This window comes from Embleya sp. NPDC059213, assembly GCF_042754445.1.
Lineage (GTDB): Bacteria > Actinomycetota > Actinomycetes > Streptomycetales > Streptomycetaceae > Embleya.
The window spans coordinates 16,813-33,948 of sequence record NZ_JBHZAV010000102.1 but is presented as its reverse complement, the minus strand read 5'-3'; the positions used below and the strand labels follow the sequence as shown (position 1 = coordinate 33,948).

The window sequence follows — 17,136 nt, the reverse complement described above, 5'->3', positions numbered from 1 at the left end:
GACCCCGCCGATCTCCCCACATTTTCGTCAAACCCCCCCCTCCGCCGGGGGGCGCCCCCCAAACAAATGGGGGGGGCCCCCTTCGCCGGGGCACCGCCACTTCGCGTTTCAGGCCGTCATGCGGCGCTGTGTCAGTCCCGCAGGATCGACAGCAGGCGCAGGACCTCCATGTAGATCCACACCAGGGTCACGGTCAGACCGAACGCGGCCCGCCACGACTCCTGCTGCGGCACACCCTGGGCGGCCAGTTGCTCGATCTCGTTGAAGTCGAGCGAGAGGAAGAAGGCGCCGATGAGGATGCCGAGGATGCCCATCACGATGCCGAGCGGCCCGCTGCGCAAGCCGAGACCGTCGCCACCGGCGATCAGGATCGCGAGCAGGTTGACGAAAGTGAGGAGCACGAAGCCGATCGCGATCGCCATGCCGATCCGCGCGTAGCGGTTCGTCACCTTGATCCAGCCGGACTTGTACGCCACCAGTACGCCGACGAAGACGGCAGCCGTACCGAGCACCGCCTGCACCACGATGCCGCTGTACTGCTGCTCGAACGCGTGGCTGATCGCGCCGAGGAACACACCTTCGAGCGCGGCATAGGTCAGCACCAGGGCGGGGCTGACCTCACGCTTGAAGGTCACGATCATCGCGACGACGAATGCCGCGAGCGCGGCACCGACCGCCCAGCCGAAGTTCTCGAACGGCAGGAAGGCCCACGACAGTGCGCCGGTGACGACGACCGTCAACAGCGTCATCGCGGTACGCGCGACCACGTCGTCGATCGTCATCCGGCCGGTCTGGAGCGGACCGGCGGACTGCGCCCGGTACATCTCCTGAAGCTGCTCGGGGGTCATCGGCTGCATCGGCGGCTGCTGCGGCCCGCCGTACGGGGCGCCCTGCGGCCCGGGCTGCGGCGCTCCGTAACCGGCCTGCTCCTGCCGGCCGGTCTCGAACGCCCCCCGCCGCGTGAGCACCGGGTTGCTGCTCCTCATGTCATCTCCTCCATGCCCCCGGGGTGGGGGTCCTGGCTTAAGAGAGTAATCCCCAAGTAAAGCGCTTGGGGCTTCCATACTTCCCGTACAACGTGTCCGGACACGCGTTTTGTGCCCGTGGTCACTGTCCGGTCATGAAAAGTCGGCTGGAATCCATCGAGAGGCCGACCGCCGTCCGCCCGACGGTCCCCCGCTACCCGCGCGCGCGAGGGCTGTCGGGCGAGCCCGCAAGGTCATCCGGCCCGCGCCCCGGACCACCGGGCCCCACCGCCCCAAGACACGACGACCTCACCAGCGAGCCACGTGACAGGGCCGCCCGCGGCGCCATGGTCATCGTGTCGATCGACCCCGGGATCCGGTCACGGCCGAGGCCCGACACCCACATTCGCCCACCCGTTCCGCCTCGTCACCGCCGACGGCCACACCCTCGACCGCGCTTGGCCGAAATCGCCCTACCGCAGCATTAATACCTGATAAATGATCCGGCGCGAAACCAAATGAGTTTCATGAAGCCATCGATCCTGCGAGCCCTGATCGGCGCGCTGGGCATCCTCGTCCCGGCCGTGACCATGACCACCCCGCCGCGGCGGATCCACCCCCGTCCTCGCAAAGCATCCCGTACGGCCTCACCGACGGGAAGCGGCACACGATTCAGAGCAGATTCTCATATCGATGCCTGGAGATTCGCGGCGATCGTATCGACGACGGAGCACCCGCGAACCAGTGGGACTGCAACCCTTCGACCACGCAGAACCGGTGGGCACGACGCGCCTCCACCGGCTACGAAATCGCCAACGGGAATTCCGGGTTGTGCTTGGAGATTCGCGACGATCGTACAGACGACGGGACGCCCGCGAACCAGTGGACGTGCAATGGATCGGAGACACAACATTGGCAGGACGTGTTATCGGGAAACGCCGGCCGGAAGATAAGGAATGGGCACTCCGGCAGATGTCTTGAAATACTCTCGTGGGGAACCGGTGACGGTGACGCGGCCGGACAATGGGGCTGTCACGGCGGCGCCGACCAGCGCTGGTCCATCAACGTCCGGGCCGGATAACCGGGGTCGTCTCATCTCGCGGAGCCGGTGATTGCTCCGCGCGACCGTGGCCCGACTGCTCGCGGGTCGGACGGTCGAGGAGAAGGACGTCGTGGCCTCGGCGATCCGACGGGACCCGGCCGAGGTCGCCGACCGGCGCCGCGAGTCGTAGCGGCCGGGAGTGGCCGCCGCCGTAGTGGGGAAGTGCGTGCCGCCCGGAGCGTCCGACCTCGGGCCCGAGCGCCGTCGCGGCGACGGCCGAGCCGGGCTTGCCGCCGATGCCGTCGCGTCGGTGCGCGAGACCGCCTCGAACGTGGCTGCCTCGCCCCGGAACGGCGGGCGGAAGTGCGTGGAGATCGTCGGTCGGCGGACCGGGTTGCGCCGGTGCGGCCGTCGCCGCCCCGGAGGGCGCCGACCCGGCCCGAGCCGCGCTCCGTTCGCTTGGCACCACCCCGGAGCGACCCGCGTCGGCGACCTCGCACACCCCCGCAGACCGAGGGTCGGACACCCAGCGTGTCCATGGGTGAGCCCGCTGATGCGTCAGCGATTGTTTTCGCGATGGAACCGATCGAGATTTCTATCGAGAGTCGCAGCCCTGGACTCCTCCGGAACGCGGTTCCGAACGATGCACAGGGGGTGACTGGGAATGATCTTGAATCGCGTGGCCGCCGACAAGCCCGCAACATTGTCGACGGAAACGATCTTGAAACGAGCGTCCTTGCAGGTCAGAGCCCTGACCATGTGGTCCCCGGAGCGGGACTCGAACCCGCACGACCTTGCGGCCAAGGAGGTTTAAGCTCCTCGTGTCTGCGTTCCACCATCCGGGGGCGATGCTGAGCGTAGCGGCACCGGCGCACCGAGTTGACCCCCGAGTTTTCCGGGCCTCCGAGAGCTCTTCCGCCGGCCTGTTCGATTGCGGAGAGCGACCGGAGGCAACCTGTCCGCATGCAGTGCGGATGGTGCCGAATGAGTGTTTTGGGGCGGCTGAGCAGGGGAAATCCCGCATTCGTCCGGCGAACCCCGGGTAGGACCACCGGGTCGAGAGTCCGCTCGGGCCGATCGTCTCCCGGTGATCGTGGTCGCCCGGGTCCGGATCCTCGCCGCATCGAATCCGATCGCGACGAAAGAGGCCCCCTTGACCGCCACCGAACCCAACGCGGGCGTCGGGACGAACGGCGCGCTCGTCGCCGTCGCCACCGACCTGACCAAGGTCTACGGCACGGGTGAGACGCAGGTGATCGCGCTCGACGGCGTCTCGGTCGGCTTCCGGCGGGCCGAGTACACCGCGATCATGGGCCCCTCCGGGTCCGGCAAGTCCACGTTGATGCACTGCATGGCCGGCCTGGACTCGATCTCGGCGGGCTCGGTCCGGTTGGGGGACGCGGAGTTGTCCTCGCTGAGCGACAAGCAGTTGACGCTGCTGCGCAGAGAGAAGGTCGGCTTCGTCTTCCAGTCGTTCAACCTGCTGCCGACGCTGACCGCGCTGGAGAACATCACGCTGCCGATGGACATCGCGGGCGTGCGGCCGGATCCGGCGTGGCTGGACAACGTGATCGACACGGTCGGCCTACGGGATCGGCTCAAGCATCGTCCCAGCGAGTTGTCCGGTGGTCAGCAACAACGCGTGGCGTGTGCCCGGGCGTTGGCGAGCAAGCCGGAGATCATCTTCGCCGACGAACCGACCGGCAACCTGGACTCGCGCTCGGGCGCCGAGGTGCTCGGCTTCCTGCGCGCCTCGGTGCGCGACAGCGGCCAGACGATCGTCATGGTCACGCACGACCCCAACGCGGCGTCCTACGCGGACCGAGTGCTCTTCCTCGCCGACGGCCGAATCGTCGACGAAATGCTCGCCCCCACGTCGGACCTCGTCCTCGAACGCATGAAACGCTTCGAAGCCGCCCGAATCGCCTGACCCCGAGGGCCGTTCGGCGTTCGACGACGACCGCCCCGGGCCGACGCCCCGTCCGCGGGACGAACGCAAAGGGCCCGGCACGCACCCGTGCGCGAACGCGCGAGTGCGTACCGGGCCCGAGCGCGAACTACGCCTTGGCCGCGGGCTCGACCGCCGCCCGAGGCGCCGGCAGCGCCGCCTCGGCGAACTCGTCCCGCGGGTGCTCCATCGCCCCGAGCGAGACGATCTCCCGCCGGAAGAACGCCGACAACGTCCAGTCGGCGAACACCCGGGTCTTCCGGTTGAAGGTGGGCACCATCGCCCCGTGGTACGTGCGGTGGAACAACCAGGCCGGCAGCCCCTTGAGCTTGAACTTGCCGAACATCACCGCGACACCCTTGTGCAGGCCCAGACCGGCAACCGCACCGAGGTTCTTGTGCTTGTAGTCGCTCGGCGGGAACCCACGCATCACCGAGACGACGTTGTCGCCCAGGACCCGCGCCTGCCGCACCGCGTGCTGCGCGTTCGGCGGGCACCAGGCACCCTCGCCCGCGGCGAGGTCCGGCACCTGCGCGTTGTCGCCGGCGGCGAACACGTTGTCCATGCCGACCACCTGAAGGGTGGTGCGCGTGTCGACGTGCCCACGCGGGCCGAGCGGCAGACCGTACTCCGACAACACCGGGTTCGGCTTGACGCCCGCCGTCCACAGGATCGTGGAGGCGTCGAACTCGACGTCGTTCGAGAGCACGCAGTGCTTGTCGACGCAGGACTTGAGCGACGTCTCCAGGTGGAACTCGATGTCCCGGGCCTTGAGGCGCTCCAGCGTCCAGGCGCCGAGTTCCGGACCGACCTCGGGGAGGATGCGGTTGGCCGCCTCCACCATCACGAAGCGCATGTCCTCGCGCTTGAGGTTCTTGTAGTAGCGCACCGCGTCGCGCGCCATGTCCTCGACCTCGGCCAGCGCCTCGATACCCGCGAAGCCGCCGCCGACGAAGCAGAAGGTCAGCGCCTTGCGGCGGATCTCCTCGTCGGTGGTGGAGTCGGCCAGGTCGAGCTGCCCGAGCACGTGGTTGCGCAGTGCGATGGCTTCTTCGATGGTCTTGAGACCGATGCCGTTCTCGGCCAGGCCGGGAATCGGGAAGGTCCGCGATATCGAGCCGAGCGCGATGACGATGTAGTCGAAGCCGAGCTCGTAGGAATCGCCCGCGAGCGGCTCGACGAGCGCCACCTTGCGGTCGTGGTCGACGGAGGTGACCCGGCCGTTGACGATCTCGGCCTTGGGCAGGACACGGCGCAGCGGCACCACGACATGGCGCGGTGAGATGCTGCCGGCGGCCGCTTCCGGGAGGAAGGGCTGGTAGGTCATGTACGACCGCGGGTCGACGACCGTGACGGTCGCTTCGCCGTAGCGCATCTTCTTGAGAATGCGCTGCGCGGCGTACAGACCAACGTAGCCGCCGCCGACGATAAGGATGCGAGGGCGATCCGTGTTGCTCATGTTTGGAAGTATCCACCGATCGAACTCGCCGGTGCTTCGAGGCCGCGCGAAGTACCGAAGGGGCCGTCTGGTACCCTTCGTCCTTTTGCTTGTGCATTTGTGCACGGTGTGCCGTCGAGGGGGATTCACTCGACCCTATTCGGCCGGCTTGTCCACCGACCCGGTCCCGATGACCTGCGTCGATCCTGCCCGAGGACCCCGGGGACGGCGCAATGTGATCTCCACCTCGAACCGGGGGCGACCACCACGTTCGAAGGCGCCGGCGCCGAACGGCCGGCCCATCGGGAGGAAAAGCGGCTCACATGGCCAAGTTTTGCCTCCGCGGCCATGTGAAGGGATTCACAAACTTTTCCGGGTGTCCGAACGTTGGACATGGTTCCCGGTCGTCCGGCCGGCCTCCGTCGGCCCGATCAGCCCTCGGCCAGGCCCCAGGCGATGCCGTCCAGAATGTCGTGCTCGCTGACCACGACCTCGGTCAGGCCGGTGCGTTCCATGATCGTGCGCAACACCAGCGCACCCGCGCCGATCACGTCCACCCGCCCCGGGTGCAGCACCGGGATGTTCGTGCGTTCGGCGTGCGTGCTCGCCAGCAGGCGGGCGGTCACTTCGCGGACCTGATCGAGGGTCGGCCGCGCGTGGTGGATGGCGGTCGAGTCGTATTCGGGCAATTCCAGCGCCATGCCGGCGACCGTGGTCACCGAGCCCGCCAGGCCGACCAGGGTGCGGGCACGATCCATCGGGACCACCTCCGCGGCCCGGGCGATCGCGGCCTCGATGTCGGCGATCGCGGCGGCGATCTGCTCCGGCGTCGGCGGGTCCGAGCGCAGGTGCCGCTCGGTCATCCTGACGCAGCCGATGTCCACCGATCGGGCCGCCTCGGGCCGATCGTCGCCCAGTACGAACTCGGTGGACCCGCCGCCGAGGTCGACCACCAGGTACGGCTTCTCGACGGAGTCGGACCCGGCGAGTTCCCGGGTGGCTCCGGCGAAGGACAGTGCGGCCTCCTCGTCGCCGGAGATCACCTCGGGCTCGACACCCAGGATCTCGCGCACCCCGGATCGGAACACCTCCCGGTTCTCCGCGTCACGGCTGGCGCTGGTGGCCACGAAACGCAGCCGCTCGGCGCCCAGTTCGCCGATCACCTTGGCGTACTCGCGGCAGGCGGCGAAGGTGCGCTCCAGCGCCTCGGGGGCCAGTCGGCCGGTCTTGTCGACGCCCTGGCCGAGTCGGACGATCCGCATCCGGCGGTCCAGGTCGACCAATGTCCCGGCGGCCGGGTCCAGGTCGGCGACGAGCAGGCGGATGGAGTTGGTGCCGCAGTCGATCGCGGCGACGCGTCGGGTCATCGGGTCTCGTCCTTCGGGGCTGCGTCGTCGGCGTCGTCGGCCTCGGCGGCCTGGTCCGGTTGGTCCACGCACACGCACGGGCCCTTGGCCCACCAGTCGGGCAACGCGTCCAACGTCTCGTCGCCGAGCGGGTTGACGCCCCGCCCGGCGGCCAGCGCGTGGCCGGCCAGCACGTGCAGGCACTTGACCCGATCCGGCATGCCGCCGGCCGACGGGAAGCCCTCCAGTACCTCGATCGCGTCCCGTCGGGCCAGGTAGTCCTCGTGCGCGGCGGCGTAGCGGGCCGCGAGGTCCTCGTCCTCGGCCAGGCGCGCGCTCATCTCGCGCATGACGTTGTTGGCCTCCAGGGTGCCGATCGCGGAGGCCGCGCGCGGGCAGGTCAGGTAGTACAGCGTCGGGAAGGGCGAGCCGTCCTCCAGGCGCGGAGCGGTCTCCACGACGTCGGGCAACCCGCACGGGCACCGGTGTGCGACGCCGCGCAGACCACGCGGGGTACGGCCGAGCTGCGCCTTGACGGCGTCGATGTCGTGCTGATCCATGAAGGCGAGTATTTCCTGTTTCGCTGAGTGATTCGGACCGACGTTCGATCCGGGTGCCGTCCCGGTCCCGCCCGGACGTGGTGGACGAGTCCGCTATCCGATCGAGGCGGCGGGCGTCGGCGTGGGCGAGGGCGCCGCGCTCGCGGTCGGCATACCGGCCCGGTCCGCGTCGCGGGTGGAGTCCCACAGGCCCCGGTACCAGGGCGGCGAACCGGCCCGGGCGGGCGTGGGCGGCGCCGGGTTGCCCGGCTCGCCCGGCTGCGGCACCACCAGGTAGGCGGTATCGCCCGGGTAGACGTAGTGCAGCCGCTCGCGCGCCTGTTGACGCACGAACGCCGGGTCGTTCCAGCGCTCCAGATCGGACCGCATGCGTTCGGTCTCGGCCTGCTGCTTGCGGGTGCTCTCGCGCAGGTCGTGCACCTCGGCGCGCTGGTCCAGGTATTGCCGCAGCGGGTACACCAGCGCGACGGCCAGGCTCAGCACCACCAGGGTGAGCACGATCCACTTGCCGCCGCCGCGCCGGCGCAGCCGACCCAGGCTCGCCGCCGCGGCCGAGTCCTTGAGGGACCCGACCGCGGCGACGACCCTCGGTGTGGCCGGTGCCGCCGAACGGTCACCGCGTGCCTGACGCGGCGGTGCGACGGCTCGGGACGCGCGCGCGGCCCTGGTCGGAGCGGTCGTCCTGCGGCCGTCCTCGCGCTGCTCGCTCACGCGTCCTCCCGCCGTTCACTCGATGCGGCGTCGGCGGTGTTCCGCTCGACCCGGTGTCAGCCGTCGAAGCGCGGGAACGCGCCGCGGCCGGCGTACTCCGCCGCGTCGTCGAGGATCTCCTCGATGCGCAGCAGCTGGTTGTACTTCGCCACCCGGTCCGAGCGCGCCGGGGCGCCCGTCTTGATCTGGCCGCAGTCCGTGGCCACCGCGAGGTCCGCGATCGTGGTGTCCTCGGTCTCGCCGGACCGGTGACTCATCATGCACCGGTAGCCGTTGCGGTGGGCGAGCGACACGGCGTCCAGGGTCTCGGTCAGCGTGCCGATCTGGTTGACCTTCACCAGAAGGGCGTTGCCCGCCTTCTCCTCGATGCCGCGCGCCAGCCGCTCCGGGTTGGTGACGAACAGGTCGTCGCCGACGAGCTGGATCTTGTCGCCGAGCTGCGCGGTCAGCGCGACCCAGCCCTCCCAGTCGCTCTCGTCCAGCGGGTCCTCGATCGACACGAGCGGGTACGCCGCGACCAACTCGGCGTAGTAGGCCGACATCTCGGCCGAGGTCTTCTTGCCGCCCTCGAACACGTACGCGCCGTCGGTGTAGAACTCGCTCGCGGCCACGTCCATCGCGAGCGCGATGTCGCTGCCCGGGGTGTAGCCGGCCATCTCGATCGCCTCGACGATCAGGTCCAGCGCGGCGCGGTTGTTCTCCAGGTTCGGCGCGAAGCCGCCCTCGTCGCCGATGCTGGTGGCCAGGCCGCGGGCCTTGAGTACCGACTTGAGGCAGTGGTAGACCTCGGTGCCCCAGCGCACCGCCTCGGCGAAGGTCTCCGCGCCGATCGGCGCGATCATGAACTCCTGGACGTCGACGTTGGTGTCGGCGTGCGCACCACCGTTGAGGATGTTCATCATCGGCACCGGGAGCACGTGCGCGTTCGGACCGCCGACGTAGCGGAACAGCGGCAGGTTCACCGATTCGGCGGCGGCGTGCGCGACGGCGAGCGAGACGCCCAGGATCGCGTTGGCGCCGAGTTCGGCCTTGTTCTCGGTGCCGTCCAGGTCGATCATCGCCTGGTCGATCAGCCGCTGGTCGTCCGCCTCGGTGCCGGCGATCTCCTCGTAGATGCGCTCGTTGACCGCGTCCACGGCCTTCTGCACACCCTTGCCGCCGTAGCGGGCCGGGTCGCCGTCCCGCAGCTCGACGGCCTCGAAGGCGCCGGTGGAAGCGCCGGACGGCACGGCGGCACGGCCCGAGCTGCCGTCGTCGAGGACGACCTCGACCTCCACCGTGGGGTTCCCTCGGGAGTCCAGGATCTCCCGGGCGTGGATGACGTCGATGGACGGCACGAGTTTCTCCTTGATCAAGGGGCACGCTGGTCTGCTCGGCCAGCCTAGTAGCAGCCTGCGGTGCGGTTCGCCCGGGAACGGGTAGCTGTGGGCAACCGATCGGTGACGCGCGGGCGAACACGGGCGCCGGGGTGACGCTCGGTCGAGGGGCGGGGGCGCACACATGACCGAGCCGGAGCGCGAAGGCGCGGGAGCCGCACGGGATGCCTTGCCGCCGGCGCGGGAGATCTCCGGTGCGGTTGCGGGCGAGTCGGTGGAACGGCGAGCCGGAGACGACGGAGACCCCGGGTGGGTGACGACGGATTCAAGGTCGACAGCGCGCCGGCGCGCGGCGCGAGCACCGAGTCGATCGACGCGCTGCCGGTGGCGCGCGAAATCGCCCGGAAGCAGCAGCCGTTGCAGGAACAACCGGCGGCGCCGCAGAAGTACCAGGGCGCGTATCGAGTCGTGATCATCGGGTGGTCCTGGTGAGGTCTTCGATCCGGATCATCGAGGCGCGCAGCGTGGAGACCGGCGGGGTAGCCGTCCGGAGTCTTGTCGTATCGGGTGTCCCACCGTCCCGGTTCCGGCCTCCCGGTACGTCACGCTCTGGGGCGGGTGAGGCACGTGGTGGCGACCCGAGCCGACCGGTGCACTGATGTCCGGGCGGGGACTCATGGGAGACGACCCGGCACCCGGCTCAGGTTCCGGGGATGATGCGGCGCGTTTCGTAGGCCCACATCGCGATCTCGACCCGGTTGCGGGCGCCGAGCTTGGCCATCAGGCCGGCCAGGTGCGTTTTCACCGTGCTGAGGCTGATGTGCAGGGCATCGGCGATCTCGGTGTTGGTGAGCCCGCGAGCGACGGCGAGGAGCACCTGCTCCTCGCGGGCGGTGACGGGAGAGACGGGCTGGGCCGCGGGCCGGCCGGCGGGGAAGTCCGCGAAAGTCTGGAGCAGACGGACGGTGACGCTCGGCGCGATGAGCGCCTCACCGTCGGACGCCGACCGAACAGCCTGCGTGAGAAGCTCCGGTCCCGTGTCCTTGAGGAGGAACCCGCGGGCGCCGGCGCGCAGCGCGCCGTAGACGTATTCGTCGAGGTCGAACGTGGTGATGACGACCACGGCCAGCGGGTCGGCGACGCCCGGGCCGGCGATCAGCCGGGTGGCCTGGAGCCCGTCGAGCACGGGCATGCGGATATCGAACAGACAGACGTCGGGGCGCAGTTCGCGGGCCATACTTACCGCTTGCCGTCCGTCGGCGGCCTCGCCGACCGCCTCGATTCCGGGCTGCGCGTTGAGCATGATCCGCAGCCCGGTGCGGATGATCGCCTGGTCGTCAGCGACGAGAACGCGGATGGCCACCGCTCTCGGTCCTCCCTCGTGGCAGCTCGGCTTCGACATGCCAGCCCTCGTCGGCGCCTGGGCCGGCTTGCAGCCGGCCGCCCAGCAGGGCCGCGCGCTCGCGCAGCCCGGCAAGGCCGAATCCGTCGTGGCCACGGCCGGTGCGTTGGCCATTGTCGCGCACGTTCACGCGTACCTGGTGGCGCTCCGCGGTGACCCGGACGACGACCTCGGTCGCGTTGACCGCATGGCGCCTGGCGTTGGTCACCGACTCCTGCACGATGCGGTAGACGGCCGCGCCCACGGCCGGGGGCAGTGAGTCCATCTCGCCGTCGAGCCCCAAGTCGACCCTGAGGTGACCACCCGGGGTACGCAGCAGCCGCTCCAGATCCGCGACGCCGGCAGGCGGCGCCGGCTCTGCGCCCGCTCCCCGGTCGCGCAGCGCGGTGACCATGGCGCGCATTTCCTCCAGGGTTCGCGCCCCTTCCTCCTCGATCCCCTCCAGCGCCTCGACGGCGGCGGACGGGTCGGTACCCGCGAGCACCCGGCCCGCCTGGGCGCGGATCACGATGGCCGAAACGTGGTGCGCCACCGTGTCGTGGAGTTCCCGGGCGAGCTGCTCGCGCTCGCGGGAACGTACTTGCTCCAGCTGCCGCCCGCGAGCGGTGGCCCGGAACCGCACGGCGGCCCCGGCCAAGCCGGGCAGGAACAGGAAGACGAAGCCCACGATCTGTTCGGCGGCCGGCGTTTCGTCCGTGACGGCACACGTCGCGAAGGTCGCGAGGATCACCGCGCCGCCCAGCACGATCTCCCGTCCCGATCCCCACCGGGGCAGCGCATACACCAGCACGAGCACGATCACGCCGGTGTTCAGGCCGACGAACTCGTGGAGTGCGGCGACCAGCGAGGCCACCTGGAGCAGGATCGTCGAGCCGAACGCGAGCACGACCGTCGTCAGCGGGCGGGTCCGGCGCCACAGGAGCAGCACGCACAGCCAGACGGCCGGCACCACTGCCGCCGGCCGCCACACGACGTTCTCGCGCAGCGTGGCCTCCAGCAGCACACCGCCCAGGCCCGCGGCGAGCAGTGCCCAGTCCCGCCAGACCCGGGCGGGCGCGTCGGGCGGCCGGGGTTCGGTCCACAGGGTTCTCACGTCGTCTCGCAGCACGATTCCCAGCCTAGGGATCGCGCCGTGCCGCGCATCGGCCGAAAGGACGGGACGTCACCCCGCCCTGGGGCCGAGGGATCCGCGGCCCGCCGGCCGATGCCGCGGAGCGCCGTGGCAACGAGCCTCGTCATCGGCGGCCGTACAAGGACGGCCGGCGAGGTGGTTGGAGGACCCGATGCTCTCGAAAGCCCTCTTGTTCGTGGGCGCAAGCGCCGCCCGCCATCCCTGGCGGGTGATCGCGGCATGGCTGATCGCCGCCACGCTTGCCGTACTCGCCGCGATCGCTTTCGGCGGGCGGACCGCGGACTCGATGACCGCTCCGGGACTGGACTCCCAACGGGCCGCGGAACTGATCGATCGGGCCGGCACCGGTCAGGAGGGGATGACCGCCCAGGTGGTCGTCACCCCGCTCGACAGCGGTGCGACGTTCTTCGACCACGGCAGCGCGCGCAGCGCTCTCACGCGGCTGCAGAGCGAGGTGGAGCGGCTGCCGCACGTGCTCGGCACGAGCGACCCGGTGGGGGCGCTCGACGCGGGCGGGGACGCCGCCGTGCGCGGCGGGCCTGTCTCGGCCGACGGGCGGATCGCGGTCGTCCGCGTGCAGTACCCCGACCAGAGCCGGCTGTCGGCCGAGGACCTCGACGCCCTCGTCGGTCTCGGCGACCGGCTGCGCGCCGAGTTGCCCCTGCGCATCGAGATGGGCGGGAACCTCTTCTACGCCTTCTCCGACCCCGACGGCGGCGCAAGCGAGTTGATCGGCATCCTCGCCGCGGCCGCGATCCTGTTCCTGGCGTTCGGTTCGCTCGTCGCCGCCGCGCTGCCGATCGGCATGGCGGTCTTCGGGCTGACCGTCGGGGTTGCCACGATGACGCTACTGGCGGGGGTGACGGACGTCCCGACCTTCGCCCCTGTCCTGGGCAGCATGGTCGGGCTCGGAGTGGGCATCGACTACGCGCTGTTCGTGCTCGCCAGGCACCGGGAATACCTTGCGCGCGGGCTCGATCCCCGCGAGGCGGCGGGGCGAGCGGTGGCCACGGCGGGGAGGCCCGTGGTCTTCGCCGGCGGCACCGTCGTCGTATCGATCCTCGGCCTGGCGGTCGCGAACGTGCCGTTCATGACGGTCGGCGGGTTCGCCGTCTCGATCGTCGTTCTGATCATGGTGGTCGCGTCGGTGACGCTGCTGCCGGCCTTCCTCGGCGCCGCCGGCCCACGCCTGGCCCGGGCCGGCCGGATCAGCCGGGCTCTGCAGACCAGGAAGCCGGGCCGACTCGCACGGCGGCGGGACCCGGCGGCGGGCGCCGCCCCCGCCGCCGGGTGGCGGCGCTGGATCGGGCACGTCAGCCGGCACCCGGTGCCGTACGCGGTCGGCGCGGCGGGGCTGCTGCTGACCGCGGCGCTGCCCGTACTCGGCCTGCGCGTCGGCCTGCCCGACGACGGCTCACTGCCCGACAGCCGTACCGAGCGCCGCGCGTACGACCTCGTCGCCGAAGGGTTCGGCCCGGGCACCAACGGTCCCCTCGTCATCGCCGCGGACCCCGCCGGTGATCCGGGAGTGCTGGACCGACTCGTCGCAACGGTCGCGGCGGATCCGGGCATCGCATACGTCGCGCCGACGCATGTCGATCGGGCCACCGGCATCGCGACCCTCGTGGTGTTCCCGACCACCAGCCCCCAGGACAAGGCCACGACCGACACCATCGCCCGGCTGCGCACCGACGTACTGCCCGCGGCGATCGGGCACGGCCCGGCCAGGGCCCACGTCGGCGGCGCCGCCGCGAGCCTGTCCGATGTGGGCCAACGCACCAGCCAACGGCTGCCGGTGCTCGTCGCCGCCGTGCTGGCGATGTCGTTCCTGCTGCTGATGCTGGTCTTCCGCTCGGTACTCGTACCGCTCAAGGCGGTACTGCTGAACCTGCTGAGCATCGGCGCGGCCTACGGCATCATGGTCGCGGTCTTCCAGTGGGGCTGGGGAGGCGCACTGATCGGGCTGGAAGCGACGGTTCCGATCGTGTCGTTCATCCCGATGTTCCTCTTCGCCATCCTGTTCGGCCTGTCGATGGACTACGAGGTGTTCCTCCTCTCCCGCGTACGCGAGGAGTACCTGCGCACCGGCGACAACGGCACGGCGATCGTCGAGGGCGTCGCGGGCACCGCCCGGATCATCACCTCGGCCGCCCTCATCATGGTGGCGGTCTTCCTGTCCTTCGCCGTCGCCGATGATCCCTCCATCAAAATGTTCGGACTCGGCCTGGCCACCGCGATCTTCATCGACGCCACGGTCGTACGCATGGTGCTGGTACCGGCGACCATGACGCTCCTCGGCCGGGCCAACTGGTGGCTGCCGAGGTGGCTGGACCGGATGCTTCCGCGCGGCCCGGTCGGCACCGACGACACCGCCGCGGAATCCACGGGTGCGGCCCTGCGGCCACGGCTGGTCGACCGTTGACTCGACTCCTGCCCACCCTTGGCGTCCGGCACCTCGGCGCGGCGCCCGGGGGGCACATCGAGTCGTGATCATCGGGCGGTCCTGACGAGGTCTTTGACCCGGATCACCGCCGGATCACGCCCTCGAACTGCTGCCGCAGTCGCTCGGGATACGGGCCGTAATCGCCGATCGGCAGGTACGACTCGATGAACTCCCGATCCGGATCGGTCGGTTGCACTCGCGTCACGTAAGACCGTCGATCGGACCGTGCCACGAAGGCACATTCCGCACATGGATCACGACTCGATACGCGCCCCAATCCTCGCCGTAGCCGGCCGGCGCGATCGTGCCGAAGTCCGGTCGGGCGATGGCCGCCCCGGTCAACCTCGGCGAGAACATCGCGATCACGCCGGAGATGGCGGCCCGGCAGTACAAGACGGCGGAACGGGGCGCCGCGGCCCGGTTCTTCGCCCCCGGCGGCGCGACGGCCCGCAGCACTTGTGTGCGAACCCGGGACGTCGGTGCGCTCACGAGTGGTGCCGCCGCCTCGGCCATCGCACTCGGCGCGATGCACGACATCCGCGAAGTGCCGCCTCGGGTCGCGCTGTTGTACCGGGCCTGGGTGTCGGTGGCCGAGGCTCCGGATCGGATCGCCTTCGGGGCGCCTGCGGCGTTCGACTCGCCCGGCCCCGCTGACCTTGCGATGGGTCGAGGCTCGAACTCAGCGCGCTGCCAGGGTGATTCGTCGAAGAGCGTCCGCTCGGGGGACGTATCCGCCGGAATACCGGTGACGGGGCGTCAAAAAACGGTTGGTCGCTCGATCGGGTGAAAGTTGGGCATCGGCGATTAAACGGCCGTTACGGTTCGACTACGGAAAGCGGCGATCACCCCTCAGAAGGTGATCGCCGCCGGTCAACTCGCTGTAAGGCAGCGAACCGACAGAAAGGCAACGCCGTGGTACCGGCGCATCCTCAAGCCCAAGCATGCCTGAACTTCTCTTCCCCGACCACCGATCCCGCCACGATTCCCCCATATGCGCGTCGCGCCAGGTGGCAGGAGGTCGTGCGGGGTGATCCGGGGATCGAGCGAACGCTGCTGCTGTTCGCACTGTTGCTCGCATCCCACGCGAAGTCCGACGGCACCGGTATCCGCGTCACGCACGCCATACTCGCCGCCGACGGTGGCTTCCACCTCTCCACCGTTCGTCGCGCACTCGACACGTTGCGGCAGCGTGGGCTCCTGCTCCAGGTCCACCGCGGCCATCGACTCGGGGACGGCAGCTCGTCGTTCAGCGAGTACGCCCTGCTGCTGCCCTCGACGGCTCATCCGGATGAACCGTTGAGCGTCGACTCAACCGCTCACCGGGATGAGCCGTTGAGCCCTTCGCCGAACACGACCCGCAGGCGCTCGACCGCTCACCACAGCGCCTCAACGGTTCATCCGGATGAGCCGCTCCCTGTGGTTACCTCTATCAGGGAAGGAACGGGGTCTCCCCCCACTCCCTCCCGCGCGAGCCCGCCGGACAACGCGTCGTTTCGAGCGGCGAAGGTCCTGGTCGAACAACTCCCGCCCGAGTCGCACGAATTCCTGATGCCCGGCCTGCACCGCGTCGCCCTCAAACTCGCCCGACGCACCAACCGAGACATCCTGATCCACGACCTCGCCGACACCATCCGCACCCGAGGACCCCTCACCGGCCCCGGAATCCGCTCACCGTTGGCCGTGCTCCTCTACCGCCTCGACGAGGCGATCGAAATACACACCGTGATGCGCGAGACGTTCCGCCGATCCGTGAGCGGCGACCCGCAGCCCGAGCCCCCGTCCCCCGCCTGCGGCTGCAAACACGGCTGGCGCGGCGAGGATCGGGAGGGCCGCCCCATCCCGTGCACCACCTGCAAACCACGCTACGGCGCACCGACCCCACACTTTTGATCCCCCTCTCCGCGCCCCGGGAGCCGAGATGCCACCCACGAAACTTGTACAACCGTTCCGCGTCACCGGTCTCGTCGACCACGAGCACGAACACCGCCCGGGTCCGGTGAGGCGCCCGGTGGGTCCTTGATCGTCTCCCGCCGGGCGGTCGCCGCGTAGCGTGCGGCCATGATTCTCTTCCGCGAGGCCGTGTCCGGGGACTTCGAAGCCGTCCTGCGTCTCTACCGGCAACTGCACCCGGAGGACCCGGTTCTGCGGGACGGGTCCGACGCGGCGGCCTTCGCGCAGATTCTGGACTCGCCCGGCCTGCACATCCACGTACTCGAAGCCGATGGGCTCGTCGTCGCCACGACGTACCTGAACGTGATCCCGAACCTCACCCGATCCGCGTCGCCGTACGCGGTCGTCGAGAACGTCGTCGTCGAAGAGACCCTGCGGGGCTCGGGTCTGGGCAGGCAGGTCGTGGCCGGCACGCTCCGAGCCGCGTGGGACGCGGGCTGCTACAAGGCGATGTTGCTGACGGGTTCGCGCGAGCCCGCCACTCACGCGTTCTACCGAGCGTGCGGCTTCTCGCCCGACTCCAAGACGGCGTACCTCGCGCGCCCGTCCTGACGCCAGGTGGGAACGAAGGGACGGTCGTCTTCGTGTCGGATGTCGACCCGGCCGCGCTGTTACGCGTGGTCGTGGGTCACCGGCGTGGGCCGGGCGGCCCTCGAACCACCGCTCTCGGGCGGGTGGTTCCCCGGCACACCACCGGGAACTCGGCCTCGGCCCGATGCAACCCCGCCCGTGGGGACCCGAGTTCGCCATGCATGTCCCCCGACATGGCCGAATCCGCACGAGGGACTGTTGTAACACCGTCCGCCGGCCACGGCCGCGAGGGGTGTCACCAGGGCAAACGTGCTGTTGCCGCAGCGTGGAACGGGGGCGCGCCGGCCTTCGT

The 17,136-nt window shown here is 70.1% G+C and carries 15 protein-coding genes and 1 tRNA gene; 7 read left to right on the top strand and 9 right to left on the bottom strand.

Annotated features, from left to right (window positions below):
* Positions 1 to 131: 131 nt before the first annotated feature.
* Positions 132 to 986 (bottom strand): Bax inhibitor-1/YccA family protein, encoded by an 855-nt coding sequence (locus ACFXMF_RS30620; RefSeq protein ID WP_360308469.1) that lies wholly within the window; start codon positions 984 to 986, stop codon positions 132 to 134.
* Between the two features lie 514 nt (positions 987 to 1,500).
* Between ACFXMF_RS30620 and ACFXMF_RS30615 the strand changes: the two genes are divergently transcribed.
* On the top strand, positions 1,501 to 2,046 hold the full coding sequence (locus ACFXMF_RS30615) for an RICIN domain-containing protein (protein ID WP_380020867.1): 546 nt from the start codon (positions 1,501 to 1,503) through the stop codon (positions 2,044 to 2,046).
* A 721-nt stretch (positions 2,047 to 2,767) separates the two neighbouring features.
* Here ACFXMF_RS30615 and ACFXMF_RS30610 read toward each other — a convergent pair.
* Positions 2,768 to 2,852, bottom strand: a tRNA-Leu gene (locus tag ACFXMF_RS30610).
* A 308-nt stretch (positions 2,853 to 3,160) separates the two neighbouring features.
* Between ACFXMF_RS30610 and ACFXMF_RS30605 the strand changes: the two genes are divergently transcribed.
* Positions 3,161 to 3,937: an ABC transporter ATP-binding protein gene (locus tag ACFXMF_RS30605; protein WP_360308466.1), complete on the top strand. Its 777-nt coding sequence runs from the start codon at positions 3,161 to 3,163 to the stop codon at positions 3,935 to 3,937.
* A gap of 127 nt (positions 3,938 to 4,064) precedes the next feature.
* Here the strand turns inward: ACFXMF_RS30605 and ACFXMF_RS30600 are convergent, their stop codons facing one another.
* From ACFXMF_RS30600 to eno, 5 genes are all read right to left on the bottom strand, one after another.
* Positions 4,065 to 5,414: an NAD(P)/FAD-dependent oxidoreductase gene (locus ACFXMF_RS30600; RefSeq protein ID WP_360308463.1), complete on the bottom strand. Its 1,350-nt coding sequence runs from the start codon at positions 5,412 to 5,414 to the stop codon at positions 4,065 to 4,067.
* Between the two features lie 410 nt (positions 5,415 to 5,824).
* A complete protein-coding gene (locus ACFXMF_RS30595; protein ID WP_360308460.1) occupies positions 5,825 to 6,760 on the bottom strand; it encodes a Ppx/GppA phosphatase family protein in 936 nt (311 codons plus the stop codon).
* Complete coding sequence (locus tag ACFXMF_RS30590; RefSeq protein WP_379989335.1) at positions 6,757 to 7,299, bottom strand: DUF501 domain-containing protein; 543 nt, start codon at positions 7,297 to 7,299, stop codon at positions 6,757 to 6,759. The genes ACFXMF_RS30595 and ACFXMF_RS30590 overlap by 4 nt, the downstream gene beginning before the upstream one ends.
* A 93-nt stretch (positions 7,300 to 7,392) precedes the next feature.
* Complete coding sequence (locus ACFXMF_RS30585) at positions 7,393 to 8,010, bottom strand: septum formation initiator family protein (RefSeq protein ID WP_379989336.1); 618 nt, start codon at positions 8,008 to 8,010, stop codon at positions 7,393 to 7,395.
* 56 nt (positions 8,011 to 8,066) lie between these two features.
* Positions 8,067 to 9,347 carry a phosphopyruvate hydratase gene (gene eno, locus ACFXMF_RS30580; RefSeq protein WP_360308451.1) on the bottom strand — a complete coding sequence of 427 codons (1,281 nt, stop codon included), beginning with the start codon at positions 9,345 to 9,347 and terminating at the stop codon, positions 8,067 to 8,069.
* A 288-nt stretch (positions 9,348 to 9,635) separates the two neighbouring features.
* Here eno and ACFXMF_RS30575 point away from each other — a divergent pair, with 288 nt between their 5' ends.
* Positions 9,636 to 9,818, top strand: coding sequence for a hypothetical protein (locus ACFXMF_RS30575; protein ID WP_360308448.1), 183 nt, complete (start codon positions 9,636 to 9,638; stop codon positions 9,816 to 9,818).
* A 208-nt stretch (positions 9,819 to 10,026) separates the two neighbouring features.
* Here the strand turns inward: ACFXMF_RS30575 and ACFXMF_RS30570 are convergent, their stop codons facing one another.
* Complete coding sequence (locus tag ACFXMF_RS30570; protein ID WP_360308445.1) at positions 10,027 to 10,689, bottom strand: response regulator transcription factor; 663 nt, start codon at positions 10,687 to 10,689, stop codon at positions 10,027 to 10,029.
* Positions 10,664 to 11,836 (bottom strand): sensor histidine kinase, encoded by a 1,173-nt coding sequence (locus ACFXMF_RS30565; RefSeq protein ID WP_360308442.1) that lies wholly within the window; start codon positions 11,834 to 11,836, stop codon positions 10,664 to 10,666. Before ACFXMF_RS30565 ends, ACFXMF_RS30570 begins: the two co-directional genes overlap by 26 nt.
* A gap of 175 nt (positions 11,837 to 12,011) precedes the next feature.
* Between ACFXMF_RS30565 and ACFXMF_RS30560 the strand changes: the two genes are divergently transcribed.
* From ACFXMF_RS30560 to ACFXMF_RS30545, 4 genes are all read left to right on the top strand, one after another.
* A complete protein-coding gene (locus ACFXMF_RS30560; RefSeq protein ID WP_379989337.1) occupies positions 12,012 to 14,282 on the top strand; it encodes an MMPL family transporter in 2,271 nt (756 codons plus the stop codon).
* A gap of 346 nt (positions 14,283 to 14,628) precedes the next feature.
* Complete coding sequence (locus ACFXMF_RS30555) at positions 14,629 to 15,090, top strand: hypothetical protein (protein ID WP_379989339.1); 462 nt, start codon at positions 14,629 to 14,631, stop codon at positions 15,088 to 15,090.
* Between the two features lie 125 nt (positions 15,091 to 15,215).
* Positions 15,216 to 16,193, top strand: coding sequence for a hypothetical protein (locus ACFXMF_RS30550; protein ID WP_379989341.1), 978 nt, complete (start codon positions 15,216 to 15,218; stop codon positions 16,191 to 16,193).
* A 168-nt stretch (positions 16,194 to 16,361) separates the two neighbouring features.
* Positions 16,362 to 16,805, top strand: a complete 444-nt coding sequence (locus ACFXMF_RS30545; RefSeq protein ID WP_360308430.1) for a GNAT family N-acetyltransferase — start codon at positions 16,362 to 16,364, stop codon at positions 16,803 to 16,805.
* The last annotated feature ends 331 nt before the right edge of the window (positions 16,806 to 17,136 follow it).

Bases quoted from the DNA above. Each gene is read 5' to 3' on its own strand.
- ACFXMF_RS30555 (WP_379989339.1), top strand. From the start codon at position 14,629: ATGGCCGCCCCGGTCAACCTCGGCGAGAACATCGCGATCACGCCGGAG.
- ACFXMF_RS30620 (WP_360308469.1), bottom strand. From the start codon at position 986: ATGAGGAGCAGCAACCCGGTGCTCACGCGGCGGGGGGCGTTCGAGACC.
- ACFXMF_RS30590 (WP_379989335.1), bottom strand. From the start codon at position 7,299: ATGGATCAGCACGACATCGACGCCGTCAAGGCGCAGCTCGGCCGTACC.
- ACFXMF_RS30600 (WP_360308463.1), bottom strand. From the start codon at position 5,414: ATGAGCAACACGGATCGCCCTCGCATCCTTATCGTCGGCGGCGGCTAC.
- ACFXMF_RS30545 (WP_360308430.1), top strand. From the start codon at position 16,362: ATGATTCTCTTCCGCGAGGCCGTGTCCGGGGACTTCGAAGCCGTCCTG.
- ACFXMF_RS30595 (WP_360308460.1), bottom strand. From the start codon at position 6,760: ATGACCCGACGCGTCGCCGCGATCGACTGCGGCACCAACTCCATCCGC.
- ACFXMF_RS30560 (WP_379989337.1), top strand. From the start codon at position 12,012: ATGCTCTCGAAAGCCCTCTTGTTCGTGGGCGCAAGCGCCGCCCGCCAT.